The 24,095-nt window shown below is 60.5% G+C and carries 23 protein-coding genes; 9 read left to right on the top strand and 14 right to left on the bottom strand.

What is annotated here, in order from left to right; genetic code table 11:
- The 5 genes from gspD to gspG form a co-directional block, all read right to left on the bottom strand.
- Nucleotides 1-2,211, bottom strand: a 2,211-nt coding sequence (gspD, locus tag FIV39_RS25020; protein ID WP_146371636.1) for a type II secretion system secretin GspD, incomplete at its 3' end; no start/stop codon positions are given.
- On the bottom strand, nt 2,208-2,717 hold the full coding sequence (gene gspM / locus FIV39_RS25015; protein WP_090402310.1) for a type II secretion system protein GspM: 510 nt from the start codon (nt 2,715-2,717) through the stop codon (nt 2,208-2,210). The genes gspD and gspM, both read right to left, overlap by 4 nt.
- Nucleotides 2,710-3,849: a type II secretion system protein GspL gene (gspL, locus tag FIV39_RS25010; protein WP_090402308.1), complete on the bottom strand. Its 1,140-nt coding sequence runs from the start codon at nt 3,847-3,849 to the stop codon at nt 2,710-2,712. The genes gspM and gspL overlap by 8 nt, the downstream gene beginning before the upstream one ends.
- The gene (gene gspK / locus FIV39_RS25005; protein ID WP_090402305.1) at nt 3,846-4,769 is read right to left on the bottom strand and encodes a type II secretion system minor pseudopilin GspK; all 924 of its coding nucleotides are present in this window, start codon (nt 4,767-4,769) and stop codon (nt 3,846-3,848) included. The genes gspL and gspK overlap by 4 nt, the downstream gene beginning before the upstream one ends.
- 8 nt (nt 4,770-4,777) lie before the next feature.
- The gene (gene gspG / locus FIV39_RS25000) at nt 4,778-5,227 is read right to left on the bottom strand and encodes a type II secretion system major pseudopilin GspG (protein WP_027603442.1); all 450 of its coding nucleotides are present in this window, start codon (nt 5,225-5,227) and stop codon (nt 4,778-4,780) included.
- A gap of 137 nt (nt 5,228-5,364) precedes the next feature.
- Between gspG and gspI the strand changes: the two genes are divergently transcribed.
- Nucleotides 5,365-5,751: a type II secretion system minor pseudopilin GspI gene (gene gspI, locus FIV39_RS24995; RefSeq protein WP_090402303.1), complete on the top strand. Its 387-nt coding sequence runs from the start codon at nt 5,365-5,367 to the stop codon at nt 5,749-5,751.
- A 6-nt stretch (nt 5,752-5,757) separates the two neighbouring features.
- On the opposite strand, the gene FIV39_RS24990 is transcribed toward gspI, so the two are convergent.
- Nucleotides 5,758-6,144, bottom strand: coding sequence for a type II secretion system protein N (locus tag FIV39_RS24990; protein ID WP_090409884.1), 387 nt, complete (start codon nt 6,142-6,144; stop codon nt 5,758-5,760).
- 113 nt (nt 6,145-6,257) lie between these two features.
- Between FIV39_RS24990 and gspH the strand changes: the two genes are divergently transcribed.
- Nucleotides 6,258-6,719, top strand: a complete 462-nt coding sequence (gene gspH, locus FIV39_RS24985) for a type II secretion system minor pseudopilin GspH (RefSeq protein ID WP_090402301.1) — start codon at nt 6,258-6,260, stop codon at nt 6,717-6,719.
- Nucleotides 6,716-7,321 (top strand): type II secretion system protein GspJ, encoded by a 606-nt coding sequence (locus FIV39_RS24980; RefSeq protein WP_090402299.1) that lies wholly within the window; start codon nt 6,716-6,718, stop codon nt 7,319-7,321. Before gspH ends, FIV39_RS24980 begins: the two co-directional genes overlap by 4 nt.
- A gap of 262 nt (nt 7,322-7,583) precedes the next feature.
- Here the strand turns inward: FIV39_RS24980 and FIV39_RS24975 are convergent, their stop codons facing one another.
- From FIV39_RS24975 to FIV39_RS24960, 4 genes are read right to left on the bottom strand one after another with little or no spacing between them, the layout of a single operon-like run.
- A complete protein-coding gene (locus tag FIV39_RS24975; RefSeq protein ID WP_090402296.1) occupies nt 7,584-7,964 on the bottom strand; it encodes a hypothetical protein in 381 nt (126 codons plus the stop codon).
- Nucleotides 7,965-8,020: 56 nt separating this feature from the next.
- The gene (locus FIV39_RS24970; RefSeq protein ID WP_090402294.1) at nt 8,021-9,256 is read right to left on the bottom strand and encodes a nucleoside permease; all 1,236 of its coding nucleotides are present in this window, start codon (nt 9,254-9,256) and stop codon (nt 8,021-8,023) included.
- Between the two features lie 42 nt (nt 9,257-9,298).
- The gene (locus FIV39_RS24965; protein ID WP_090402292.1) at nt 9,299-10,375 is read right to left on the bottom strand and encodes a sugar phosphate isomerase/epimerase family protein; all 1,077 of its coding nucleotides are present in this window, start codon (nt 10,373-10,375) and stop codon (nt 9,299-9,301) included.
- Entirely contained in the window at nt 10,372-11,538 is a 1,167-nt protein-coding gene (locus FIV39_RS24960; protein WP_090402290.1) for a Gfo/Idh/MocA family protein, read from the bottom strand. Before FIV39_RS24960 ends, FIV39_RS24965 begins: the two co-directional genes overlap by 4 nt.
- Before the next feature lie 187 nt (nt 11,539-11,725).
- Between FIV39_RS24960 and FIV39_RS24955 the strand changes: the two genes are divergently transcribed.
- Nucleotides 11,726-12,721 (top strand): LacI family DNA-binding transcriptional regulator, encoded by a 996-nt coding sequence (locus tag FIV39_RS24955; protein ID WP_090402288.1) that lies wholly within the window; start codon nt 11,726-11,728, stop codon nt 12,719-12,721.
- 712 nt (nt 12,722-13,433) lie between these two features.
- Here FIV39_RS24955 and FIV39_RS24945 read toward each other — a convergent pair.
- From FIV39_RS24945 to FIV39_RS24930, 4 genes are all read right to left on the bottom strand, one after another.
- The gene (locus FIV39_RS24945) at nt 13,434-14,345 is read right to left on the bottom strand and encodes a helix-turn-helix domain-containing protein (protein WP_090402285.1); all 912 of its coding nucleotides are present in this window, start codon (nt 14,343-14,345) and stop codon (nt 13,434-13,436) included.
- Nucleotides 14,346-14,438: 93 nt separating this feature from the next.
- On the bottom strand, nt 14,439-15,230 hold the full coding sequence (locus FIV39_RS24940) for an SDR family NAD(P)-dependent oxidoreductase (protein ID WP_090402283.1): 792 nt from the start codon (nt 15,228-15,230) through the stop codon (nt 14,439-14,441).
- A complete protein-coding gene (locus FIV39_RS24935; protein WP_090409882.1) occupies nt 15,223-16,749 on the bottom strand; it encodes an amino acid permease in 1,527 nt (508 codons plus the stop codon). Before FIV39_RS24935 ends, FIV39_RS24940 begins: the two co-directional genes overlap by 8 nt.
- A 275-nt stretch (nt 16,750-17,024) precedes the next feature.
- Nucleotides 17,025-17,801: an IclR family transcriptional regulator gene (locus FIV39_RS24930; RefSeq protein ID WP_090402281.1), complete on the bottom strand. Its 777-nt coding sequence runs from the start codon at nt 17,799-17,801 to the stop codon at nt 17,025-17,027.
- A 363-nt stretch (nt 17,802-18,164) separates the two neighbouring features.
- Between FIV39_RS24930 and FIV39_RS24925 the strand changes: the two genes are divergently transcribed.
- From FIV39_RS24925 to FIV39_RS24905, 5 genes are all read left to right on the top strand, one after another.
- Complete coding sequence (locus FIV39_RS24925; protein WP_146371634.1) at nt 18,165-19,535, top strand: aminotransferase; 1,371 nt, start codon at nt 18,165-18,167, stop codon at nt 19,533-19,535.
- A gap of 35 nt (nt 19,536-19,570) precedes the next feature.
- The gene (locus tag FIV39_RS24920) at nt 19,571-20,683 is read left to right on the top strand and encodes an ABC transporter ATP-binding protein (protein WP_244176269.1); all 1,113 of its coding nucleotides are present in this window, start codon (nt 19,571-19,573) and stop codon (nt 20,681-20,683) included.
- Nucleotides 20,684-20,767: 84 nt separating this feature from the next.
- Nucleotides 20,768-21,817, top strand: a complete 1,050-nt coding sequence (locus FIV39_RS24915) for an ABC transporter substrate-binding protein (RefSeq protein ID WP_090402276.1) — start codon at nt 20,768-20,770, stop codon at nt 21,815-21,817.
- A gap of 19 nt (nt 21,818-21,836) precedes the next feature.
- Complete coding sequence (locus FIV39_RS24910; protein ID WP_090402274.1) at nt 21,837-23,048, top strand: ABC transporter permease; 1,212 nt, start codon at nt 21,837-21,839, stop codon at nt 23,046-23,048.
- Complete coding sequence (locus FIV39_RS24905; RefSeq protein ID WP_090402272.1) at nt 23,048-23,848, top strand: ABC transporter permease; 801 nt, start codon at nt 23,048-23,050, stop codon at nt 23,846-23,848. The genes FIV39_RS24910 and FIV39_RS24905 overlap by 1 nt, the downstream gene beginning before the upstream one ends.
- Nucleotides 23,849-24,095: the final 247 nt, after the last annotated feature.

Genomic DNA, 24,095 nt, shown 5'->3' with positions numbered 1-24,095 from the left:
ACTGTGATCCGGCTGCAAGCCGCTCTGCGCCCGACGCATAAACTCATAGCGGTTCAAGGTGATGCTACGCCCCGCCCCACTGTCGCGAATGATGTAGGGCCGTAAAAACACCATCAGGTTGGTCTTGGTGACGGCGCGGCGCTCATTGCGAAACAGCACGCCCAGCCCCGGAATGCTCGACAGCCACGGCACGGCTTCATTGCTCTGGCTGTAACCATCCTGGAGCAGGCCGCCGAGGACCATGATCTGCCCGTCATCGAGCAAAATACTGGTGTCGATCGCGCGCTTGTTGGTGACGATCCCGGCTGACGAGGCGCTGCTGGACGCGCGCTCATCGATGCTGCTGACTTCCTGGTAAATATCGAGTTTGACCGTGCCGCCCTCAGAGATTTGTGGGCGCACATTCAGCTTCAAGCCGACTTCTTCGCGGGTGACCGTCTGGAAGGGGTTATTGCTGGTACCGCCGCCACCGGTCACGTAGCTGCCACTGACAAACGGGATGGTCTGGCCAACAAAAATACTCGCCGCCTCGTTATCCAGGGTCAGCAGGTTCGGCGTCGACAGTACGTTGCTGCCGCCTTTGCTTTTGAGCGCGCGGGCCAACACTTTGAGGTCCATGACCTTGCCAATGCCGGGCACATCCACGGTACCGTTGATGAAGCCGAGGCTGAGCCCGCCAGGCAACACGTCAACGCTGGTCTTGCCATTCAGGTTGAACCCCGCGCCGCCCAGGTTAGTGCCGCCAATCACACCTTTGCCGGCCAGGTCGCCGCTCTGCCACTGCACGCCGAATTCATTGGCATCGTCCTCACCGACTTCAACGATGAGGCTTTCAATCACCACTTGGGCGCGGCGCTGGTCGAGCATGTCGATGACTTCGCGTAGGTTGCGGTACAACGGCTCCGGGGCGGAAATCAGCAGGGTGTTGGTGGTCGAGTCGGCCTGGAGGGTTACGCCACCGGCAGTGAAGGCAACGTTTTGCTCATTCGACTGTCCACCGGGCTGGCTGCTCGAGTTGCTGCTCATCTGCGCCGGCTCATTGCCGCTGGTGGTACTGCTTTGGCTACTGCCCGGCCCGGTCTGGCCGCCGGAGGTATTGGCGCCCATCGCGCTGAGCACCGACCGCGCATTGTCACCGCCACCGCTGTCGCTTTCACCGGTCAGCAAACCGCGTAACGACTGCGCCAGTTTCGCCGCCTGGGCGTTGCGCAGGTACACCACGTGCAAATTGCTTGGGTTGGCTTGGGCGTTATCCAGTTTGTAGATCAAGTTACGCGCCAACTCGGTTCGCTCCGGGCTGCCGGCACGAATCACGATCGCGTTGGAGCGCGGGTCGCCCACGACGGTGATTTTCTGCGTCGGGTCGCTGCCCGGCTGCTCCAGCAGTTGCGAGACCATCTCGGCAATATCCACGGCGATCCCGTTTTGAACCTGCACCACATCGGTGTCGATGGCGCTCGGTGTATCGATGCTGTCGATAAGCTGCGCCACCCGCGTCAGGTTCTCGGCGTAGTCGGTGACAACGATGGTGTTGTTGCCTGGATAGGCATTGATCGGGTTATTCGGCGAAACGATCGGGCGCAGCACCGGGATCAGGTTCACCGCATTTTCGTATTGCAGGCGGAAGGTGCGGGTGAGCATGCCGTTGCCGCTCGGTTTGTCGGCACTGTAGATCGGCCCGCCGAGCAGCTTTGCATCGGCCTCGGGCACCACGTGCGCGATACCGCCCACATCCACCACGCTGAAGCCCTGCATGCGCAATGCCGCCAGCAGCATGTCGTACGCCTGATGCGCCGGCACCTGCCCTTCGGAAACCAGCGTGAGGGAGCCCTTGACGCGGGGGTCGACCAGGAACTGCTGCCCCGTCGCGCGGGACAACGCGCGCACCACGGCTTGTATGTCGGCCTCGACGAAATTCAGCGTGACCGGTTGATCGCCCAAGGGCTTGCTCGGCGCAGCGCCGCTGTGACCGGCACTGCCGCCACGCGCGGGGTTGGTAACCTTGTGCAATGGCCACGACTGCCGTTCGATTTGCACTTGCGCCCGCTGCCGGTCTACCAGTGCATCACCGCTGCGCTGGGTGGTAGCCAGGGGCAACCCGAGCTCACTGTCCTGGGGTAAATCCGCCGTGGGCTGCGAGCTGCACGCACCCAATGCGAGTAACAGAAACGGCGCAGCCGTACGTACATAATGGGAACCTGACCACTTCATGATGCTTCCTTAGCGCCGTGCATCCGATCCATACGGACGGTTCCTGTGAGAGTGCCTGCCGTGTTGTCGGCCGAGGCGTCGCCAGCGCGTTGCAAGCGAGCCTCGACCACGTCCAGCGCAAATTGCCTTGGGTCACTCAATAACCAGCCGAGCACCGCATCGGCGGGGGCCGCATCCAGTGTCAGTAGCCAGGACAGATCCTGGGCCTGCAACCGGTAGTGCCCCGCCAGTCCGGCGGCGTCGAGGGATTGGCGCAATGAGTGTTCAAGGTCCAGCCCGACAGGCGTGGTGACCTCGCGAAGCAACAACTCCAGTGCCTGGCTCTGGGCGCGCAGCTTCGGGGTTTCGGCTTGCCAATAGTCAATGTTCTTGAGCGCGGGCTGGATCAGCGCCAGCCAGACCAACAGGCTGGCGAGAAACACCGCCGCACCGCTGACCATGGTTTTTTCGCGCGGGGCCAACGCTGTCCAGCGTCTTCTGAATGCCATCAGCCGCGAATTATTCATCGTCGTTTTCCACGCTGGAATCACCCTCTCCCGACACGGGTTCGGCCAACGCGCTCAGCGTCCAGGTGCGCTCATTGCGGTGGGCGGAAAGTCCCGCCTGGCTCAAGGCAGCCTGTACAGCGCCGTCGGTAGCGGGAGTGGCTTCGGCGGTCATCTGCACCTGCAACTGGCGTTCGCTGAAGGTCAACTGCTCGACGCTGCCGGCCATGAACGGCAGCGCAATGGCGGCTTGCTGCACCAGGTAAGCAAAGTCGTGATTGGCTTGCGCGGGCCCGCCCCCTTGCCGGATCGCCAATTGCTGACGAGCCTGTTGCAGAGGATTGAGAATCACCGGCAGCTCGGGAAATGCGTGCTTCACGCGCTGGCTCATCTGCTGCTTGAGCTGCTGCCCTTGCGCAACCTCGCGAGCGGCGTAAAGGTTGAATCCGGCCACCCAAACACCCGCAGCCAACGCACAACAGCCCAACGCCCGCCCCCATCCGGCCGCCTGTGCAGTGCGCCGGCCGACCCCGGCGTGCAATCCCCAGCCAGGTGCAGCGCCGTTCCAGCGCTGGTGGTCCACGGGCCACCGCACACTTTCGCCGGTGGCGGCGAGCGCTTCCAGACGGTCCTTAACCAACGGTTCCACCGCCCCCTGGGCGAGGGTGAAACGCAGCAGCAACTGGCCCTCTACCACACACGCATTGACCTGCCCGGCCGCTGGCACGGCTAAGCGGTAAGGCGCTGGATACAGGCCGCTCAGCTTAAATCGGTGCAGGCCAAGCAACTGACCGAGGCGATCCAGTACAGCCTTGGGCAGCCAGCTCAAGTGCACCTGTCCATCGGCATCTCGAGCGCTGTGCGCCACATGCATCTGCTCGCTGGGCCCCAGGATCAACGCCTGCGCAGCGCAGGTAACGGCCGCATCGATACGGGACGCTGACAGAGGCGGCAGCTCGATGCGCGTCAGTACCGTGTCCACGGGGTTAAGGAAACAGTCGACGGCCTGAGACTTGGCCTGTTGCCCCAGCTGGCCAAGGGTACTGATGCCGGTTTGGCTGACGCGCCCCTTGCGGTCCAGTTGCGCGAACTCAAGCTCGGTGTCCGACGTCAAGGTCCCCAGCGGCGGCAAGGCAAGGCGCAGGCGCGTCATACGCCCAGCCTCGACCAGATCACCCTGGGCATTGCGTCTTCTGGACGATGCAGCAGCGCAGCCATGTGAACACGGCGCTGATTGCGGCGGGCTTGACCCTGGAGCAGGAACCACTCACTGGTGATCCCGACGTTGAGTTCATCCACGTTCAGGTTGGGCAGTCGCGCACGGTTAACGAAGTCGCCGCGATTGACAAACCACTGGCCACGATCACGCTCAGCGACCAACGCCTTGGCCTGCGCCAAGGACAAACCCGGCACCACCGCGGCCATTACCTCAGCGCTGGCCGTATTGCTGTTGACCCAGGTGTTGACCGGAAGAATGCTGACGTAGCGCTCCAGCCGCGCCAAGACCCGCTCATTGAGGCCTTCGATACCGCGTAATTGATCAAGACTGCGCAGCATCGGCTGGGTCGCGGGTAATGGCGGGGGCGGCTGCCCCACTGTTGAGGCAACCGGCCTATGTGGGTAGGCCGCAATCACGCGCTGGCTGATGCGCTGCGCCAGGCGGGTCTCGACACCGATCATCTCGCACAACCGCTCAAAGCTGCGCATCTGCCCGAGATCAACCGACTCCTGGGCGATTAAATTACGCAGATTGAACTTGCCTTGCAGGTCTTCAAGGCGACCTTCGAATTCGCCGTCCCGAGCGATGTTGATCGGCCGGGCCCAAGGCTGGTCAAGCCGCGTCAGCACATCATGCTCGCGAGCATCGCGGAGCAATTTCCGGCTGACTTCCAGGCCGCCCAGCAGTGATGCACTGCCCTGCACTCGCGCCTGCTCGGCCTCAAGTGAACGGGTAAAAACGCTCTGGCGGGTAAGCATGCCGGCGGCGAACACAGCGACCACCGCCGCGATCAGCATCGCGCTGATAATCGCCATGCCGCGCTGTTTCGCCACTGTCGGCGAGTGCGATTTCATGGCGGCGCTTAGAGCTGCCAGGATCCGATATCGGCATTCACGCCGTCGCCGTCAGGCTGGCCGTCGGCACCGAGGGAGAAGATGTCGACTTCGCCGTTCGCGCCGGGATTCAAGTAATGGTAAGGACGGCCCCAGGGGTCGTTGGGCAGGCGCTCCAGATAAGAACGCCAGTTGGTATTTTTTGCATCTGCCGGGCGCTCGACCAAGACCTTGAGGCCCTGGTTCATGTTGGGATAGGTACCGTGGTCGAGGCGATAAAGCTTGAGCGCCTGCATCAGGCCGGCGACGTCTTGCTTGGCCGCAATCGCCCTGGCCTGGTCCGGACGGTCGAGCACTTTAGGCACGACAATCGCCGCCAGAATACCGAGGATGACCACCACCACCATGATCTCGATCAGCGTGAACCCTTGCTGAGCGTGGCGGGCGCGAGGCCCGTATTTGATGCGCGCGAAATCCATATCCACCATCCTTGGCTTGATCCTAATTCGGCGCGCAGTGTAACAAAACTAACTATCTGGATAGCAAAAATAATTGGCCGCTGCCCGCTGCGCTCTGAGTGCTACTCTACGGCGTGTTTTTACGCCAAGAGTGGCCCATGGAGCTGTCGCGCAAGGAGCAAGGTTTTACGTTGATCGAGGTGCTCGTGGCCTTGGCGATCATTGCCGTGGCGATGGCGGCGGCGGTCCGCGTGGCAGGCTTGATGACCCAGAGCAATGGGTTGCTGCGCGACCGTTCGCTAGCGCTGCTGTCGGCCCAGGGCAGGCTTGCCGAACTGCGCCTGGAGGGGCAACTGCCCAGGGGGCACAAAGCGTTTGACTGTGATCAGGGGCGCTTGCAGTTGCGTTGCGAGCAGAGCATCGCACCGAGCGCCGATGGGCGCATGATGCGTATCACCCTGCTGGTGTCGGAGCGCAAGCGCGAGGCGCCGCCGTTGGCGCGGGTGGAAACGCTGCTCAACCCACCGAGGCAAACCCAACCATGAGCGTGCTCAGGGTCGGGTCAATCGCGGTAGAACCAGCGAGTCCGGCAGCGTGCTGACCTTAATGCGAGTGTGCTGCGTGCCACGCTCAATCACCACCGCATCGCCCTCGATCGCCGCCAGGCGCACACCTTGGGCCAACGACTCGCCCACCAGAAAACTGCGCGGCGGCCCCTCGTTCAGGCTCAGGATCGCCACCGCCCCGCGCGCACCGGCCATCAGGCCAGAGACCTTGATGTCCACTGCCACCGGCTGGTTGGAAAACCACCGCAACGCCGGGGTATCCGGGCGAGCGGCCATAATCGGCGGCTCGACCTGCGGCACCTGGGACTCGGCCGACGTCAACAACACCGAAGACCAGACCACCACACCCGCAAGCGCCGTGGCCAATGCCATTGCCTGTACCACTTGCGGCGCGGTCAAACGAAAAATAGCGACCACGACAAAACCTCCCTGTTGTCCTGCCGGGCAGTCTACAGGAGAGACCCACGACGAAGGAGCGTTGTGTCATGACCAAGACCAATCAGCAAGGCTTCACCCTGATCGAGTTGATGGTAGTCCTGGTGATCATCGGCATCGCCTCAGCGGCGATCAGCCTGAGCATCAAACCCGACCCGTTGCAATTGCTGCGCAAGGACGCCAACCGCGTGGTCCAGATGCTGCAAATCGCCCAGGCCGAAGCCCGGGCCGACGGCCGCCCCATCACCTGGCGGGCCGACAATAAAGGGTTTCGCTTCAGTCGGCGCAACGCGCCTGGCCAGGACTGGGATCACTTCATGAACGACCCGCAACTGCGTCCCCGTGCGTGGGAAACACCCTCGATGAGCGTTCGGGTAATCCCCAGGCAACCGGTGATACTGAATGCCGAATGGTTCGCCTCCCCCTTTCAACTGCAGCTCTCGGATGGCCAGCACCACCTCACCCTTCAACGCACGGCGACCGGGCAAATACGCGTGGCGGACCAACCATGAAAACCGACCAACAGGGGTTTACCCTCATTGAGGTCATGGTGGCGATCATGCTGATGACCATTGTCAGCCTTATTGCCTGGCGCGGCCTCGACAGCGTGAGCCGGGCCGACAGCCATCTGCAGGCCAGCACTGAACAGACCGAGGCGTTATTACGCACCCTCAACCAGCTGGACCGCGACCTGGCCCTGCGCGCCAGCATCGAACTGAGAACGCCAAGCCTGAGCGACGACGAGCAGCCGGACGGCCTCGCGGCAATCAACGTGCGCAGCTCCGACAGGCATGATTTTCAGCTGAATGTCATTCGTAGCGCAGCGCTTCCCGAAAACGGTTTGCAACGCGTGCGCTGGTGGCTGGACGGTGACACGCTGTACCGCGCAGCATCAGCGGCCAGTGATCGATACCCGTTACCGGCCCCCAAAAAAGCGGTGGCCGTCCTGTCCGGAGTCAGCGACCTGCAGGTGCGCATCTGGGAACCTGGCCAAGGCTGGCGTCAGCTCGCCGGCAATCGCAAAGCCGATCCCATCGGCCTGGAAATCAACCTGACCCGCCAGACGCCGCAAGGGGAAGAACGTTATCGGCAAGTGGTGGGGCCGCTGCAATAACGTGAGTTTATGGTGGGTGCCATTGGAACCCGGTGGCGGTCGCAGAAACGAAAATGACAGGCAAGAAAAAGCCACTCTATATTGAGTGGCTTTTTCTTAATGCTTGGAGCGGGAAACGATCAACCTAAGCCGCACACCATCATCCATTCGCTGGTGTTGCCATCCAACGTCTGAGTAGTCGCTCAGAGGACTGCATTCGGCCGATTCTGTTGGAAAAGTAGCTCCCGTGGTTGGCTCCTCGGTGCTTCTCGCGGCTGCTGGATTATTCCAGTTTTCTTTCGCGGCTCTCACGCAGCAGTTCACGTTGCAAATTCAGCTTGGATACCCTAATGACCACGGCACGGTTGAAGGCGATGGTTTCAGGCAACTGGCGACGCAAGGCCTCCAGTTGTACGTGGGCAGAGGTCACGGTCAGGTTGTATTTTTTCAGCAGCCGGTTGAGTTCATCCGCGCTGACACCCTGGTCACCGACCAACTCGACTGCGGAAAACCCGGCGCTCTGTGCCAGGAAAAACTGCTGCTCCAGGGTGCCGACATTGCGCAGGGTGTACATCTGCAAGGCGATCTGTCGATCGGCCGCGGGGCCTGCCAGCAGCGCAGTGGCATTCAGTACGCAGCCGGCAACGAGGGAGGCCAATGCCATTTTTTTGAGTAGGCGCCTCGTAATTTCCTTATTTGTTGTTATGGATTCGTGGCTGCTCAAGCCTTGGCGGGCGCCAGTTCCACGGCTCGCGTATCGCGGAAGGCAAACAGGAACACCAGCACCACGCCGAGGGAAAAGCACGCAGGGAACAACCAGATGCTTTGCCATTGATGGCCCGCCGGGGTGGCGTAGTAGTCGGAGACATGGCCCGCGACCCAGAAGCCGATCAGCATGCCAAAGCCGTAGGTGGCCAGGGTGATCAGGCCTTGGGCGGAGCTTCTGAAGCGCTCGGGGGTTTTCGCGTCGGTGTAGATCTGCCCGGAGACGAAGAAAAAGTCGTAGCAGATACCGTGCAGTGCAATGCCGGTGAACAGCATAAAGGCCAGGTCGGCGTTATTGCCGTAGGCGAACAGCACGTAGCGCAGGGCCCAGGCCAGCATGCCCATCAGTAACGCGATCTTGATACCAAAGCGGTGAATGAACAGGGGCAGCAGGAGCATGAACAGAACTTCGGAGACCTGCCCGATGGCCATCTTCGCCGTGGGATTGGTCACGCCGATTTCCGCGAGGAACGGATTGGCATTCTGGTAATAGAACGCCAGCGGGATGCAGATCAGGATCGAGGCAATGAAGAACACCAGGTAGCTGCGGTCTTTCAGCAGGCCCAGGGCATCCAGGCCAAGCATCTGCTTGAGGCCGCTGCGGTGGGTCTCGGACTTCAGCGGTGCGGTACTCGGCAGGGTAAAGCTGTACAGACCCAGCACCAGGGACGCCAGCGCCGCCATCAAAAAGGTGTTGCGCAGGCCACCGCCAGCAATCGCTGCTTTCGAGTCCCAGGCGAAGACAAAACTGATCACCACACCCGCGACGATCCAGCCCACAGTGCCCCACACGCGAATGCGCGAGAACTCCAGCGCCGGGTCGTGCATCTGCCGAAAAGCCACAGAGTTGACCAGTGCCAGGGTCGGCATATAGATCATCATGTAGGCCAGCACGTAAGGATAGAACGTGCCGAAGTCCGGCGCCCGGTAGAGCTGATAGAGCAACACCGCCCCCACCAGGTGCAGCACCGCCAGGATGCGTTCGGCATTGAAGAAGCGGTCAGCGATCAGTCCGATCACGAACGGGGCAATGATCGCGCCCCAGGACTGGGTCGAAAATGCCATGCCAATCTGGCCGCCGCTGGCGCCCAATTGGCTGGACAGGAAAGTGCCCAGGGTGACGAACCAGCCACCCCAGATAAAGAACTGCAGAAACATCATGGCGCTCAGGCGCGCAGTCATCCAGGTCATAACAGTCACCGTCTTATTGTTATTGAAAGAAACTGGTGAAACTCAGGCGTCAGGCAAGCCCAACAAGCGCCTGTTGGAAGCCGCATCGCTGGCCACACTGACGAAATCGTCAAAGGCTTTTTGGCTTCGAGTAATCATGTGATCGCGGATGAACCCCGCGCCTTCGGCAGCGCCTTGGGCGGAGTCTTTCAGGCAGCACTCCCACTCCAGCACGGCCCAGCCGCTGAAGCCGTATTGGGTCAGCTTGCTGAAGATCGACTTGAAATCGATCTGGCCGTCACCCAGCGAACGGAAGCGTCCGGGCCGCTCTACCCACCCCTGGTAACCGCCATAGACACCGGAACGCGCATCGGGACGAAACTCCGCGTCCTTGACGTGGAACATGCGGATGCGTGAGTGATAACGGTCGATAAAGCCCAGGTAATCCATTTGCTGCAGCAGCAGGTGGCTGGGGTCATAGAGGATGGCCGCACGGGGGTGGTGATCGACGGCGTCGAGGAAACGCTCGAATGAAGCGCCGTCGTGCAGGTCTTCCCCGGGGTGGATTTCGTAGCACAGGTCGACACCGGCCTGATCAAAACAGTCGAGGATCGGCAGCCAGCGCTTGGCCAGTTCGGCAAAACCTTGCTCCACCAAACCGGCCGGGCGTTGTGGCCAGGGGTACATGTAGGGCCACAGCAAGGCCCCGGAAAACGTCGCGTGGGCGGTCAGCCCCAGACGCTGGCTCGCCCGCGCCGCCAGCTTCAATTGCTCGATCGCCCACTCGGTGCGTGCCTGGGGCTGGCCCCGCAAATGAGCGGGCGCAAAGTCATCGAACAGCGCATCGAACGCCGGGTGCACCGCCACCAACTGACCTTGCAGGTGGGTGGACAGTTCGCTGATTTCGACCCCGGCGCTGGCGCACACGGCCTTCAGTTCATCGCAATAGCTCTGGCTTTCGGCTGCGCGTTCAAGGTCGATGTAGCGCGTGCCCAAGGTCGGCAATTGAATGGCTGTGTAGCCCTGGGACGCTGCCCATTGGGCAATATTGGCCAGCGTGTCGAACGGCGCTTCATCCGAGATGAACTGTGCCAGGAATATCCCTGGGCCACGCAGGCCTTCAGTTGTCTGTTGGGTCATAGGCCGCACTCCACAGGTGTCCACTTGTCGTTACTGTTGTGACTGACGATGGCGGCCTCGATAAATGCCATCCCACGCAGGCCCACCTCGATACCGGGCACACCCGGCGCGGTATGGCCTTCAACCTTGCCGCGAATGGCCAGGGCAAAGTCGCCATACAGATTGGCCATGGCTTCCAGGTAGCCCTCGGGATGGCCGGCGGGCAAGCGCATGCGCTGGGTCGCCGCCTCGCACAACCACGGCTGCCCGATGCCGGAGCGCAGTACAGACATCGGTTGATCCAACGAACGGTGAATCAGGCTGGCGGGTTGTTCCTGGCGCCACTCGAGGCCGCCCTTGTCGCCGTAGACCCGAATGCTCAACGGGTTCTCTTCCCCTGCGCAGACCTGGCTGGCGATCAACACGCCACTGGCGCCCTGCTCCATCTTCAAGAGCATGGCGGCGTCGTCATCCAGCTGACGGCCTTCGATGTGCACGCCCAGGCTGGCGCACAGGTGGGTGACGGCTTGATCGGCCACGAACTCCGCCAGGGAAAAGGCATGGGTGCCGATATCGCCAATGCAGCCGCCCAACCCGGACAACGCCGGCTGCCCCCGCCACTCAGCCTGCTTGTTGCCCTGCCCGGCCACATCCTGGCTGAGCCAGCCCTGGGGATACTCCACCAGCACCTTACGCACCGCACCGATCACGCCACTGCGCACCATTTCCCGCGCTTGCCAGACCATGGGGTAACCGAGGTAAGTGTGGGCCAGGCCATAGAGCCCGGCACTGCTGTGCAAGCGGGTTTTCAGGGCCTGCAGTTCAGCCAGGTTCAAGGCTGCGGGCTTCTCGCTGAACACATGGAAACCGGCGGCCAATGCTTCGCTGGCCACCGGTGCGTGAAGATGATTGGGGGTGACGATCACCAGCAGTTCCATGCGCTGCTCAGCCGGCAGCGCGCGCTCGGCCTCCAGCATCGATTGCCACGTGCTGTAGCAGCGTGATTGCGCCAGGCCCAGGTGGCTGCCCGTGCGCAGGTTGTTCTGCGCGTCGCGACTGAACGCACCGCAGACCAGCTCAAAGCGCCCATCAAGGCCCGCAGCCTGACGATGAGCCTGGGCGATAAACGAGCCCTCCCCTCCACCGACAAAGCCCATTCTTATTTTAGGTATCACTGTGTTCATCACTGCTCTTCTCTGTTCGGGCCGGTTGAATGGCTGTTTGAAGCCAAAATGTAACCGGTTACATTTGAACAGAAATCTATGCGCTGTTACGCAGCCTGTCAAATACTTGATCGTCCTCCGCAAGGATTTCAGCGCAGGCAGACCTGCTGTAAGCTCGCCCGACGCACTGTTTGAAGATGAGGTGGTTTTGTCCAATATTCGTGAAGTTGCCCGGCTCGCCGGTGTCTCGGTAGCTACCGTATCGCGCACCTTGAAGTCACCCGATTGCGTGCGCCAGGCCACTCGGGACAAGGTCAACGCCGCCGTCGAGCAGGCCGGTTATCGGCCCAACCTGATGGCGGTGCAGTTTCGCTCACGGCGCACCGCCAACCTGGTGATCCTGGTGCCGAAAATTGCCAATACCTTTTTTGCCCGTGTGATCAGCGGCGCCCAACAAGCCGCCCAGGCCGCCGGTTACCGGCTGCTGCTGTGCGACACCCAGGGCCGCGAAGACATCGAGTGTGAATTTGCCGAACTGGTCTATGCCCACCAGGCCGATGGCGTGATCCAGTTGCGCGCCTTCGACCCCTTCCCCGCCGACAGCCTTGAGACCCCGCCTATGGTCAATGCCTGCGAAGTGATCAAGGGTGGACGCCACCCCACCATCAGCCTCGACAACCACGCAGCCGCCAAGGCAATGACCGAACACCTGATCAGTCTGGGCCATCGGCGGATCGGCCTGATCAAGGGCCCTCAAACCAGCCCCCTGACCCAGGATCGAGTCGCGGGTTACCTGGCCGCCCTGGATCAGGCAGGCATCCCCTGCGACCCGGCGATTATTTGCCACGGAGACTTCAGCTTGCGTGCCGGCTACGACGGCGCCGCCACCCTGCTGACGGTGCCGGACCGCCCTACAGCGCTGTTTTGTGAGAGCGATGAGATGGCCATTGGAGCGCTCAAGCGCATCAAGGAAGCGGGCCTACGTGTACCCAACGACATTTCATTGGTGGGGTTCGATGATATTCCACTGGCGCAGTACTGCGACCCACCGCTAACTACCATCGCACAACCTTCAGAAACATTTGGGCGCCTGGCCGTAAATATGCTGATCGACGTGATCGAGAAAAAATCGACCGTCCAGCAGACGGTGATACTGCCTTTTAAGCTAACGATACGTGACAGCACTGCTCCCCCGGCTCGCTAGAATGACCATATCCCTTAACCTAACGGAGGAGCGCTAGCGACTAAACCCCGCCAACATATTGAAATCAGCGCCTGCGCTTTGAGCGTGAGACACGAAGGCGTGACTCGTGATTTCGGTTCGGTTAGCTGTGGCGGCTACAGTATTCAGAATATCGCTGAAGAGCACGCGCCTGTCTCACCCGAAGCTGAGCATCTCCTTTGGTATCAGTACTATCTTCACGGTAGCAGTGGTCGCGCTGGATTGACCGCGAACAGAAACGAATTCTGCCATATGCCATGGCCCATGTGGTCCCCCACGTAGGGGTTCGCACAAGAGGCGTTTGAGGCGACTGCCGCAGCGTTTGAGAACGACGACTTTGTTGAAGCGGTCACACACTTGTACCGTCATCGTTTCGGATTGGTTGAAGGTGACTCAGCTTATCGAGACATAGAATCCCGGCTTGCCGCGCCACCAAAGATCACTGTGCCTTCACTGGTTCTGGAGATGGTGCTGATGCGGTCGATCCACCTGCCGAGGACGACCCATTCGCGCGTCATTTTACCGGGCCGTATCGCCGAGATGTCTTGGAAGGCGTTGGTCAAAACCTACCCCAAGAGACGCCGGAAAAATTTGCCGACGGGATATTGAGCCTCGTTGGTTGAGGTCATGAAAGTTACACGCTAAACCCGTGATATTGATCGATCCATTCGGGGCAATTCCTGGAAAAAGCCGCCTAAACGGCAGCAGCCTCATGCAACTCCAACACCTTACCAGCGTTGGCAAACGGGACATTCGCGGTTTGACTCAGGACAAAATTCACAAACAAATGAAACAACTCGGATTGGCTGGAAATGCCAAGCTTGAAATACAGGTGCTTACGGTGATTTTTGACCGTGCCTTCCGCGATCCCCAGGTGCAGTGAAATCGAAAGGCTCGAATGCCCACGCAGGATCATGCTGACAATCAATTGTTCGCGGGGGGTGAGCTGGTCGTCGGCGAATCGCGAAAACGCATTGTTCAAGTGCTCTTTCAACGCGGAGGCACTGTCGTCGATATGCGCGCAAACACCTTGATAGTGGCGCTGCAACAACACATCGACCATCGCCCGACACTGTTGTAAACCTTTGAACTGCGCAGGCGAAAAAGGCACGGAAGCGTTCATTCGCATCAGCGAATAGGCCAGGTGACCGATGCCTGGCAATACAGAGATGAACACGATTTCTTCGGCCAATGTGCCCGACTGCATGGAAATACACGGATGAACATCGGGGGAGTTGAAGTAATCGCCCTCGAAAAAAGCATCAGGGGCCAACTCGCTCATGCGATAAAGCCCCGTCGCCCGGCCGTGGGCGCAGGCGGTGTAGACCGGGTCCAGCAAATACGTGCCGTTGAGATAGCTGTGCATCGCACCCGGTTCGCAAATGCCTTGCAGATTGTCGTGCAGTAACACCGGCGCACCGTCCGCTGGGTAGAACAGCACGCAGCTTTGGTCGAAATTGACCATGGCCCACAGCGCCTCATCCAGTTGTCGGGCAAACCCCTCACACTGCAGCAGTGCGACCAAACCGGGCGTCGCCGAGTGCCATGCGTCAAGGACGGGCGCGGCATCCATGCCATATCCGCCATCCGGAACTGAAGTTGCCATGCTATCCCCTTGTCTTTATCCAATGCGCTCCGCCAAGTGAGCGCGAGGGTGAACCAGCGATAAAGAACAAGCATATTTCTTGCCACGCCTGCCTTAAACAGCAGAGAAACCGTTGTCCACAAACAGCTGCGTGCCACTGACGAATGAAGCGTCATCGCTGGCTAAAAACAACGCGGCACGCGCGACCTCTTCGGGCTCGCACAGCCGCCCTTGCTGCAGGCTGATCGCCGCCTCGCTGGCGTCCACGCCCATCCGCTGCAACTCGCGCATTTCTCGCTCGCCGTGAGGGGTGCGGATAAACCCAGGGGCCACCGCGTTACAGCGGATACCACGGTCACGAAACTCGACGGCAATGGCACGTGCGAACATCTGGCATGCGCCCTTGCTGGCGTTATACACCACCTCGCCAGGGGTGGCGTATTGCGCAGAAATCGACGAGGTGCACACAATGCTGCCCGCGCCCTTGGCAAGCATTTGTGGCAGCACCGCCTGAGTGACCAGGTACATGCTCTTGACGTTCACGGCCATGAGCCAGTCCCACTCATGCTCCTGTACGTCCAGAAAAGGTTTTACGATCAAGGTGCCCGCGTGGTTGAAAAGCACATCCGCTGGGCCGAATTCCGCCAGCCCTCGGGCGACCGCTTCGCGAGCCTGAACGCCTTGCGAGACGTCGGCGCCCAACCCCAGGGCTTGGCCGCCTTCGGCATTAATCTCCGAGGCCAGGTCGGCGGCTGCCTCGCCGTTCAAATCGATGATTATCACCTTGGCCCCTTCCACAGCGAACAAGCGGCTTGCGGCAGCGCCGCAACCCCCCGCACCACCGGTGATAATGGCCACTTTGCCGGCCAGACGGCCCTTACCTTTGGACAATTCGACACTAGTCATTGTGTGGGTTTCCTTCACGACCGCCACTCACGGCGAATGCTTCTTCCGGTGACAGCACCAGGCGATGACGACGATAGAAAGCAAAATAGGCCATCCCGATCAGGTACCAGCCGGCAGCCGCGAGGGCCGCCCATTTGTAGAGCGGATCGAGAAACTGATAAATCAGGGTAGCCGTCGCAATAATAATCACCGCGACCGCTCCGAATATCCCGTACGGGCTGCGATATGGCCGATGCAGATCCGCGAAGGAGCGCTTCAGGCGAATGAACGCGATGCTTTGCAGGATGTAGGAAATCATGCCGGCGAACACAATCATGCTCACCAGGATTCCGCCCATCAATGGGTTGTTGTCCTTGCCGAACGTAAACCAGCAGAGCATCAGGATACCCAGAGCCGCCAGAGCGCCCGTGGCCAGCGCAATATTCGGCGTATTGCGGATTGGGTGCGTTACCGAGAGCCCGGTGGGCAAGTAACCGGCACGCGACAGCGAATAGATATTGCGCCCTGCGGCAAAGCTGCCGGCCAGGAATGACGCCGCCAGGCCCAGCACGGCAACGGCCGACAACAGCTTGCTGGCGGTGTGCCCAAAAATCTCGCGGAAGCCATCGAGCAGGGGCTCCGATGAGGTGCTCATGAAGAAGCTGCCACCGCCGATCGAGGCGCTGAAAAACAGCACGCCCAATGCCAGCACCGCAAGAATCAGGGTGCCCCAGACTAACGCCTGCGGTAAATGTCGAGTCGGGTTGTGCGATTCCTCGGCAGTCAGCGGCAATTGCTCGATGGCCAGGAACATGTAGACAGCGAATGGCAATGCCAGCATGACGCCGGTCATTCCGAACGGCAGCCAAGGCCCGTTACCGCCCTGCACCTCGACCACCTTACCGCTGGCGTCCGCCGCAAGGTTCAGGGCATTCCCACTGAAGTCCATATGCGGGTAAGCCGCAATAAAGAACACCACCAACACCGATACTGCCGCGAGGGTGATGAGCACAACGGCGCGCATCGACACCCCCAGCCCCCGGTTCGAAAGCAGCAGCATGCAGGCATAGCCGACCACCCACCACACCGGTTGCCATTCGGGGCCGGTGCCGAAAATCGCGGTCAGGTAGGCCCCCATGAAAAACATATTCCCTGCGGGCGCCAGGATAAACTCGATGTTCTCGGCAAGGCCTGTGCTGAACCCACCCCACGGGCCCATTGTGGTGCGTGCAAATGAATAGGCGCCGCCGGTATGCGGCAGCGCAGCGGCCATTTCGCCGATGGATGAGCACAGGAAAAGGTACATCACGGCAATGATCAGCAAGGCCAGAAACATGCCGCCGAAGCCCTGCGCCAAACCCAGATTCCAACCGGAATACTGCCCCGCCACCACCGCACCGACGCCGAGAATCAGCAGGGTGAAGAAACCTGCATGACGCTGCAGGCGACGTTGCTCAAAGTAACCACTTTCCACACTTTGATAACTGACCCCTGACGGGTTAACGGCCGCAGTCGGCGCTTTTATTGTCGATCTGTCCACGCGGTGATCCTCCAAATCGGGCTCAAGGCAAATGCCTCTATCGTCATCTTCAAATGCACCGCGCACGCTGCCTATGTCTCCAAGGGGACATGTCGAAAGCGGAATACGATACCAACCCTGTTACCCCAAAAGGGGCATTGAACATGACCCCATAGTAGGAAGCAGTAGAAGATCGGCCTATACCCTTCCAAAGTAACCCTACGCCGGCTCGTTCGTGACGTCGTATATGTGAAGCATCTCGATTGGATGCGGCTAGCCAGTAATGACTACACCCGTCAAAAGTCGCCTTTGAACCCAAGGTTCCAAGACGCGCGCAACGCTGCTTTTTTTAATGCCCTTACCTGCTCAGGATTCACTTCTCGGGAAATATTCTGCACGGTCGCCACCAGCGCTACAGTGCCGATAAACTCCGCATTGATGCCCAGTATTGGTGCGGCAATCGCAGAAATACCCAAGGTTTCTTCCTCGATCGCAGTGGCCCAACCTCGGGTACGCACCTCACTGATCTGGCCTGCCAGTTGGGCGTGGTCAACCACGGTATAGGGCGTGATGGCCGGCAGTTCGAGGGGCAGTTGCTCCCGCCCCAACTGCTTGGCGAAAGCCAGCACCACCTTGCCCTGGGCGTTGCAATGCAGCTGCAATTCAGTGCCGGTGCGCACGCCGATTTCGAGGGTAGACTTGCCCAACTGGGTCTCGACCACCATCAGGCGACGCCCCTGCAAAACCGACAAGACCACCGACAGTCCCAACTCCTCGCGCAGGTCGCGGATCGCGTCAGCCGACGCGCTTAGCAGGTCGATACCGTCGGCGGCGATTTTCCCAAGGACGTAGGCCTGGATACCTAGGCGATATTTGGATGTCTGCGGGTTCTGGCTCAGGTAGCCACGCTCCACCAGGGTTTTCAGGTGCCTGAACACAGAGCCCTTGGTGGTGCCCAGTTGCATCGCCAAGTCGCTGACGCCCACCTCCTCGCTGGCCCCGGCGACACGCTCCAATACATCGAGCGCCAGTTGTACGGACCTGACCCCACCCTTACCTATTTTATCACTCATCGTTGGTCCCTTTTTTTAACGTTCGCCCGTGGGGCTAGTCGGCCTGGCAAGCTTTATGCTGCAAATAAAATACCTTGTTCGCACAGGCGAAACGATACCGCTTCACAATGAATGCTCACAAGATCCCTTCTGGTGATTCACCCAGCGAGCGCCGTCGACTCCACATAATCCGCTCTCATCCTACAACCCTCTGATTTAACTATAGGTCTTCCTCGCACAGTCGGAGAACGATCAACCATTGTTCGCTAACAGAAACAACATTACCCACAGCGAAACACAAAATATTTGACGAGCGCCTTCAATCATCGTAAAAATAAAACCACGTACCGCATACGCATACGCAAAAACAAAGAGGATGACGTCATGACCGCCCGTGATTCGGCGATGGCCAAGCGAGATATCGCCCACCATCTCCATCCGCAGACCAACCTACGGCTGCATGAACAAGTGGGGCCGTTGCTGATCGAGCGTGGGGAAGGCATCTACGTGTTTGATGACCAGGGTCAGCGTTACATTGAGGGCATGTCGGGGCTCTGGTGCGCGACGCTGGGTTTCAGCCAGCCGCGCCTGGCCGAAGCGGCTTACGCGCAGATGCTCAAGCTGCCTTATCAACAAACGTTCGCTCACCGCAGCCACGGCCCGGCTGCTGATCTGGCCGCTGAACTGATCGCTCACGCGCCTGCCGGGCTCGACAAAGTGGTGTTCCAGAGTTCGGGCTCCGAAGCCATCGACACGGCCATCAAGCTGGTGCGCTATTACCACATCGCCCTCGGCAAGCCCGGCAAGCACCGCCTCATCGCCCGGCAGCGCAGCTACCATGGCACCACCCTGGCCGCCGCCAGCCTCACCGGCCTGCCGAACATGCATAAAGGTTGGGGCGACCCGCTGGCAGATGTGATCCATGTACGCTGCCCGCACCTGTATCGCCAAGGGCTGCCTGGGGAAACCGAAGAAGCGTTTACGACACGCCTGGCAGAAGAACTGGAACAAACCATCCTTGACGCCGGACCGGACACCATCGGGGCCTTCTTTGCCGAGCCGGTGATGGGCACCGGCGGCGTGATCCTGCCGCCGGCGGGCTACTTCACCAAGGTGCAGGCGGTGCTGCGCAAATACGACATTTTGATGGTGGCCGACGAGGTAATCTGCGGCTTTGGTCGTACCGGTTACTACTGGGGTTGCCAGGCGATGGGCATCCAGCCGGATATGCTGACCTGCGCCAAAGGGCTCTCGGCCGCGTTCCAACCGATCTCGGCCCTGCTGCTCAGCGACCGGATATATCAAGTGATCGCCGACCAGAGCAATGCACTCGGCGGCCTCGGTCATGGCTACACCTACGATGGACATCCCGTCGCAGCGGCGGTGGCCTTGGAAACCCTGCGCATGTACGACGAATTGAATATCGTCGAGCATGTGGTCGAAGTGTCCAAGGCCTTCCAGGCGGGCGTAAAAGCCTTCTCCGACCATCCTCTGGTAGGTGAAGCGCGGGGTATCGGCTTGATGGCGGCGCTGGAGTTCGTCGCTGACAAACACACACGCGAGCCTTTCCCGGCCGAGCTGAAAGTGGCGACTCAGGTGAGTAACGCGCTGCAGCGCCGGTCCATTCTGTTACGCGCCTTGGGCGACACCCTGGTCATGGCGCCGCCGCTGATTGTCGATGCCGATCAGATCCAGACTATTCTCAACGCTGTGGGTGAGGCACTGGATGAAGTCCTTGCGAGTATCCGCCCATGACCGCACAGCCTATTCGCTCGCTACCCAGGGTCCCTATGCCTGTACCCGATACTTCCTCACCCCACCCGCAGAGCCCGGTGCTGGTTCGCTTTGAAGGTGTCCACAAGACTTATGACGAACGCAGCTGGGTGGTCGACAACCTGGACCTGAACATCCGCCAAGGCGAGTTCCTGTCCCTGCTCGGCCCCAGCGGCTCAGGCAAGACCACGACCTTGATGATGCTTGCCGGTTTCGACGCGCCGGACCGGGGGCGCATCCTCATGGAGGGCAACGACATCAGCAAATTGCCCGCCTACAAGCGTGACATGGGCGTGGTGTTCCAGAGCTACGCGCTGTTCCCGCACATGAGCGTGGCACAGAACGTCGCCTTCCCGCTCAACCTGCGCAAGGTGCCCTCGGCCGAGGCAAAGGAGCGCGTCAAGGAAGCTCTTGCGCTGGCACGCCTCGAGGGTTTCGAAGAGCGCAATCCCGGCCAACTGTCCGGTGGCCAGCAGCAACGTGTGGCACTGGCCCGTGCGTTGGTGTATCGCCCGCGCATGCTGTTGATGGACGAGCCACTGGGGGCACTGGACAAGGCACTGCGTGAGCACATGCAACTGGAGTTGAAGGCCATCCATAAACAGCTGGGCATCACCTTCGTCTACGTCACCCATGACCAGGACGAAGCGATGACCATGTCCGACCGTGTCGCCGTATTCAATGAAGGCAAGATTGCGCAGATCGATTCCCCGCAAGCCATCTATAACCGCCCTTCAACCCGCTTCGTCGCCAACTTCCTTGGCGAAACCAATGTGCTGGAAGGCGTTGTGCTGAGTACCTCGGGTGGCCAGGCGCAGATCCGCCTCAGCGAAGATGGCTCGGTCCATGAAGCGTCCTGCGCCGACCCGAAACTGGCGGCGGGCAGCGCAGCCGCGCTGGCGATTCGTCCCGAAAACCTGCGCCTCGCCGCACCCGGCGAAGTGGCGGTCCAGGCCTGCGTGATCGACAGCATTTTTCACGGTGCCCACTGCAAATTGCGCTTGCACATGGCCAACGGCACTGAGCTGTCTATGACCTACAACCCGGGCAGCCTGGGGCGAACGCCGCCGATACCGGGTGAAATGCTCGCGCTGGCCTTGCCAGGCATGCAGGCAATGATCCTGCGCTGAACCACCCAAAAGAATAATGACTGTATCGATCTGTTGCCGTACTGCTGCCGACAATAACCACACCAAATGGCTGGGAGTCACATCATGTTCAATCCATGCTCCATTCGTAGCTTTACCTTCATCCTGTGCGGGCTTGCCCTGCTGCACGGCACCGCCCAAGCCCGCGACCTGACAGTCGCTTCCTGGGGCGGCGCTTACCAGGATGTTCAGCGCAAGATCTTCTTCACCCCTTACAGCCAAGCCAGCGGGAACAAGGTGATCGATGACAGCTGGGACGGCGGTATCGGATTGTTGCGCACCCGCGCGGAAGGTGCGGACAGCGGTTGGGACGTCGTACAGGTCGAAGCTGAAGACCTGCAACTGGGGTGCAGCGAAGGGCTGTTTGTTTCGATGGACTTCCAGCGCATCGGCGGCAAGGACAACTATATTCCCAGCGCCGTCAGCGAGTGCGGCGTCGGCAGTGCGGTCTATAACTTCGTGCTGGGCTACGACACCAGCAAAGTCAGCCGTGCCCCAAAAGACTGGACCGACTTCTTCGACACCCAGACCTTTCCCGGTAAACGCGCGCTGCGCCAAGGCCCCAAGGGTAACCTGGAGATCGCGCTGATGGCCGACGGCGTTGCGCCGGCCGATGTCTACAAGACCCTCAATACCCCAGGCGGCGTCGAGCGCGCCTTCAAGAAACTCAACACCATTAAAAGCCAACTGCTGTTCTGGAAAGCCGGCGGCCAACCGATGCAATTGCTGGCGTCAGGCGAAGTGAGCATGACCACCTCGTACAACGGCCGGGTGACCAATGCCATCCACCAGGACCACAAGCCGTTCGGCCTGGTGTGGAACCAGTCACTGCAAACCATGGACAGCTGGGTGATCCTGGCTAACTCGCCCAACGTCGACAAGGCCTACGGCCTGCTCAACGTGATGGGCAAGGCGGAAAATCAGAAGCTATGGCCAAGCCTGCAACCGACCGGCATCACTTCGGTCAAGGGCATTGCCGAGACGGATCCTGCCGCCCTGGCCGATTCCCCCAGTGCACCGCAGAACAGCGCCAACGTGCTGGTGCTCAATGACAAGTTCTGGGTCGATCGTATCGACGAGTTAAACGCCAAATGGACCGCCTGGTCGGCCCAGTGACGCAGATCGAGTACACGACATGAGCACAATTGTTTTGAATGACTCAGTGCCCGTGGTTGCCCGCAAGGATCGAGGCGCGCTCTGGCGCGCCTATGGTCTGCTGGTGCCTTTGGTGGTGTTTTTGCTGCTGACGTTCGTAGGCCCGATCGGCACCTTGCTCTGGCGCGCGGTCGCCGACAACGAACTGCCCCAGGCAATGCCGGCCACCGCCATCGCGGTGGCGCAATGGGACGGCCACTCGGCCCCCGACGAGCGTCTGTTCAAGCCGCTGATCGCAGACCTGAAAACCGTCGCACCGCGTGACCTGGCGTCCGCCGCACGACGCCTGGCTTACGAGGCGCCAGCACTACGCGCCCTGCTCATGGCCGCCAAGCGTGAGGCAGGCAAACTCAAGGGCAGCACCGAAGAGATGCGACAGCTGGACCCACGTTGGCTGGATAACGCCACCTGGCAAACCTTCAAACGTGCCTCTGGCCCCGTCGGGACCTATCACCTGTTGTCCGCCGTGGACATGAAGCACGACTACCAGCAAGGTCTGGTCAGCAAGGATGAAGCCGGGCTATACCGCTCTATCCTAGGGCGGACATTCGGCATCGCCGCCATCACCACCCTGGTCTGTGTGCTACTGGCGTTCCCGCTGTGCGCGTATCTCGACCGCCGCACACCCCGGATGCGCAATGCCTTGCTACTGCTGATCCTGCTGCCGTTCTGGACCTCGATCCTGGTGCGTACCACCGCATGGATGGTACTGCTGCAAGATAATGGCATCGTCAACGCTGCATTGTTGAAACTGGGCTTGATCAACAGCCCCCTGCACCTGTTGTACAACCGCTTCGGCGTTATCCTGGCGCTGGTCCATGTGATGCTACCGTTTATGGTGTTCCCCTTGCTCGCGGCCATGTCCAGTTGCAATCGCTTGCTGGTGCAAGCGGCCTACTCCATGGGCGCTCGGCCGCTGCGGGTGTTCTTTCAGGTGTACATGCCGCAAGTGTTGCCGGGCGTGGCGGCAGGCGCGCTGATGGTGTTCATTGTGACGCTGGGCTTTTACATCACCCCGGCACTCCTGGGCGGGCCTGCTGACCAGATGATCAGTTTCTACATCGCACAGTTCACCACCGGCACGTTGAACTGGGGCCTTGCTTCGGCGCTGGGGCTGGTGCTGCTGGTGGCGACCACCCTGCTCTATCTTATCCAAGCGCATCTGGCGCGCCGCACCACAGGAGCGAAGTGATGGTTCGTAACCCAAACAGCGGGCCGGTTGCCTGGCTCGGCAACCTGGGGCTGTCCTTAGGCGGCTGGCTGGTCCTGGCATTTCTGCTACTGCCGATCCTGATCGTGCTGCCCCTGTCGTTCAGCGACAACCGCTACATGTCATTGCCGCTGGGGCATTTCACCCTGCATTGGTACGAGGACTTCTTCTCTTCCAGGCAATGGTTGGGCGCACTGTTCAACAGTTTTGCCATTGCCCTCGCCAGTACGGTGCTGGCGGTGGTGCTAGGCGGACTGGCAGCGCTGGGGCTGCGCCATCCGGCGATGCCGGGCAAGCGCGTGATTGAGGTGCTGCTGATCGCACCCATGATCGTGCCGGCGGTCATCGTCGGCGTGGGTATGTACTTCGTATTTTCCAACGCCGGCCTCACCCGTACCTACCTTGGCCTGATCCTGGCGCACACCACGCTGGCAGTGCCCTTTGTGGTGGTGAACGTCGGCTCGGCGCTGGGGGGTCTAAATCAACGCTTGTTATGGGCTGCCGCAAGCATGGGCGCGACGCCCTGGATGACGTTACGCAAAGTCACCCTGCCATTGGTCTCGCCAGGACTGGTGTCGGGTGGTTTGTTTGCGTTCGCCACCTCACTGGATGAAGTGGTGGTGACGCTGTTTCTAGCCGGCCCCGATCAACGCACCCTGCCCCGCGAAATGTTCACCACCGCCCGCGAAGCACTGAGCCCGGTGCTGCTGTCGGCAGCCACCATCATGGTGTTGTTTGCCACGCTGTTGCTACTGGTGTCGCGCTCGGTGAGCCGCCGCTAGTTAACCCCCGCGGCCTGCCTCGCAGGCCCTGCCCCAAACCGCTCACGGGCCAAGCCCGTGGGCCGGCGCGCGCCCTTGAAAAGCCTGACTTAGAAACCTGTATTCGGTGCTTGACACGCTGAGCGAAGCCTTACTAACATCGAAACACACAAAGAAATGATGTTTCCCACAGAGAAACAGATAGTCATGCACTTTCGCTCACTGCCAACACCTATCCATTTGCGTCACGTCGCCGGCCTCCAAGCAC

This window comes from Pseudomonas grimontii (genome assembly GCF_007858185.1).
In the GTDB taxonomy this organism is placed as follows: domain Bacteria; phylum Pseudomonadota; class Gammaproteobacteria; order Pseudomonadales; family Pseudomonadaceae; genus Aquipseudomonas; species Aquipseudomonas grimontii.
The sequence above is the reverse complement of the archived record's forward strand: the minus strand, read 5'-3'. Positions and strand labels throughout refer to the sequence as shown.

Coding starts and splice junctions, on each gene's coding strand:
- FIV39_RS24980 (WP_090402299.1), top strand. CDS start 6,716: ATGAAAACCGACCAACAGGGGTTTACCCTCATTGAGGTCATGGTGGCG.
- FIV39_RS24915 (WP_090402276.1), top strand. CDS start 20,768: ATGTTCAATCCATGCTCCATTCGTAGCTTTACCTTCATCCTGTGCGGG.
- gspH (WP_090402301.1), top strand. CDS start 6,258: ATGACCAAGACCAATCAGCAAGGCTTCACCCTGATCGAGTTGATGGTA.
- FIV39_RS24940 (WP_090402283.1), bottom strand. CDS start 15,230: ATGACTAGTGTCGAATTGTCCAAAGGTAAGGGCCGTCTGGCCGGCAAA.
- gspI (WP_090402303.1), top strand. CDS start 5,365: ATGGAGCTGTCGCGCAAGGAGCAAGGTTTTACGTTGATCGAGGTGCTC.
- FIV39_RS24965 (WP_090402292.1), bottom strand. CDS start 10,375: ATGACCCAACAGACAACTGAAGGCCTGCGTGGCCCAGGGATATTCCTG.
- FIV39_RS24975 (WP_090402296.1), bottom strand. CDS start 7,964: ATGGCATTGGCCTCCCTCGTTGCCGGCTGCGTACTGAATGCCACTGCG.
- FIV39_RS24930 (WP_090402281.1), bottom strand. CDS start 17,801: ATGAGTGATAAAATAGGTAAGGGTGGGGTCAGGTCCGTACAACTGGCG.
- FIV39_RS24905 (WP_090402272.1), top strand. CDS start 23,048: ATGGTTCGTAACCCAAACAGCGGGCCGGTTGCCTGGCTCGGCAACCTG.
- FIV39_RS24960 (WP_090402290.1), bottom strand. CDS start 11,538: ATGAACACAGTGATACCTAAAATAAGAATGGGCTTTGTCGGTGGAGGG.
- FIV39_RS24925 (WP_146371634.1), top strand. CDS start 18,165: ATGACCGCCCGTGATTCGGCGATGGCCAAGCGAGATATCGCCCACCAT.
- gspG (WP_027603442.1), bottom strand. CDS start 5,227: ATGGATTTCGCGCGCATCAAATACGGGCCTCGCGCCCGCCACGCTCAG.
- FIV39_RS24910 (WP_090402274.1), top strand. CDS start 21,837: ATGAGCACAATTGTTTTGAATGACTCAGTGCCCGTGGTTGCCCGCAAG.
- gspL (WP_090402308.1), bottom strand. CDS start 3,849: ATGACGCGCCTGCGCCTTGCCTTGCCGCCGCTGGGGACCTTGACGTCG.
- FIV39_RS24970 (WP_090402294.1), bottom strand. CDS start 9,256: ATGACCTGGATGACTGCGCGCCTGAGCGCCATGATGTTTCTGCAGTTC.
- FIV39_RS24920 (WP_244176269.1), top strand. CDS start 19,571: ATGCCTGTACCCGATACTTCCTCACCCCACCCGCAGAGCCCGGTGCTG.
- FIV39_RS24990 (WP_090409884.1), bottom strand. CDS start 6,144: ATGGCATTGGCCACGGCGCTTGCGGGTGTGGTGGTCTGGTCTTCGGTG.
- gspK (WP_090402305.1), bottom strand. CDS start 4,769: ATGAAATCGCACTCGCCGACAGTGGCGAAACAGCGCGGCATGGCGATT.
- FIV39_RS24945 (WP_090402285.1), bottom strand. CDS start 14,345: ATGGCAACTTCAGTTCCGGATGGCGGATATGGCATGGATGCCGCGCCC.
- gspM (WP_090402310.1), bottom strand. CDS start 2,717: ATGAATAATTCGCGGCTGATGGCATTCAGAAGACGCTGGACAGCGTTG.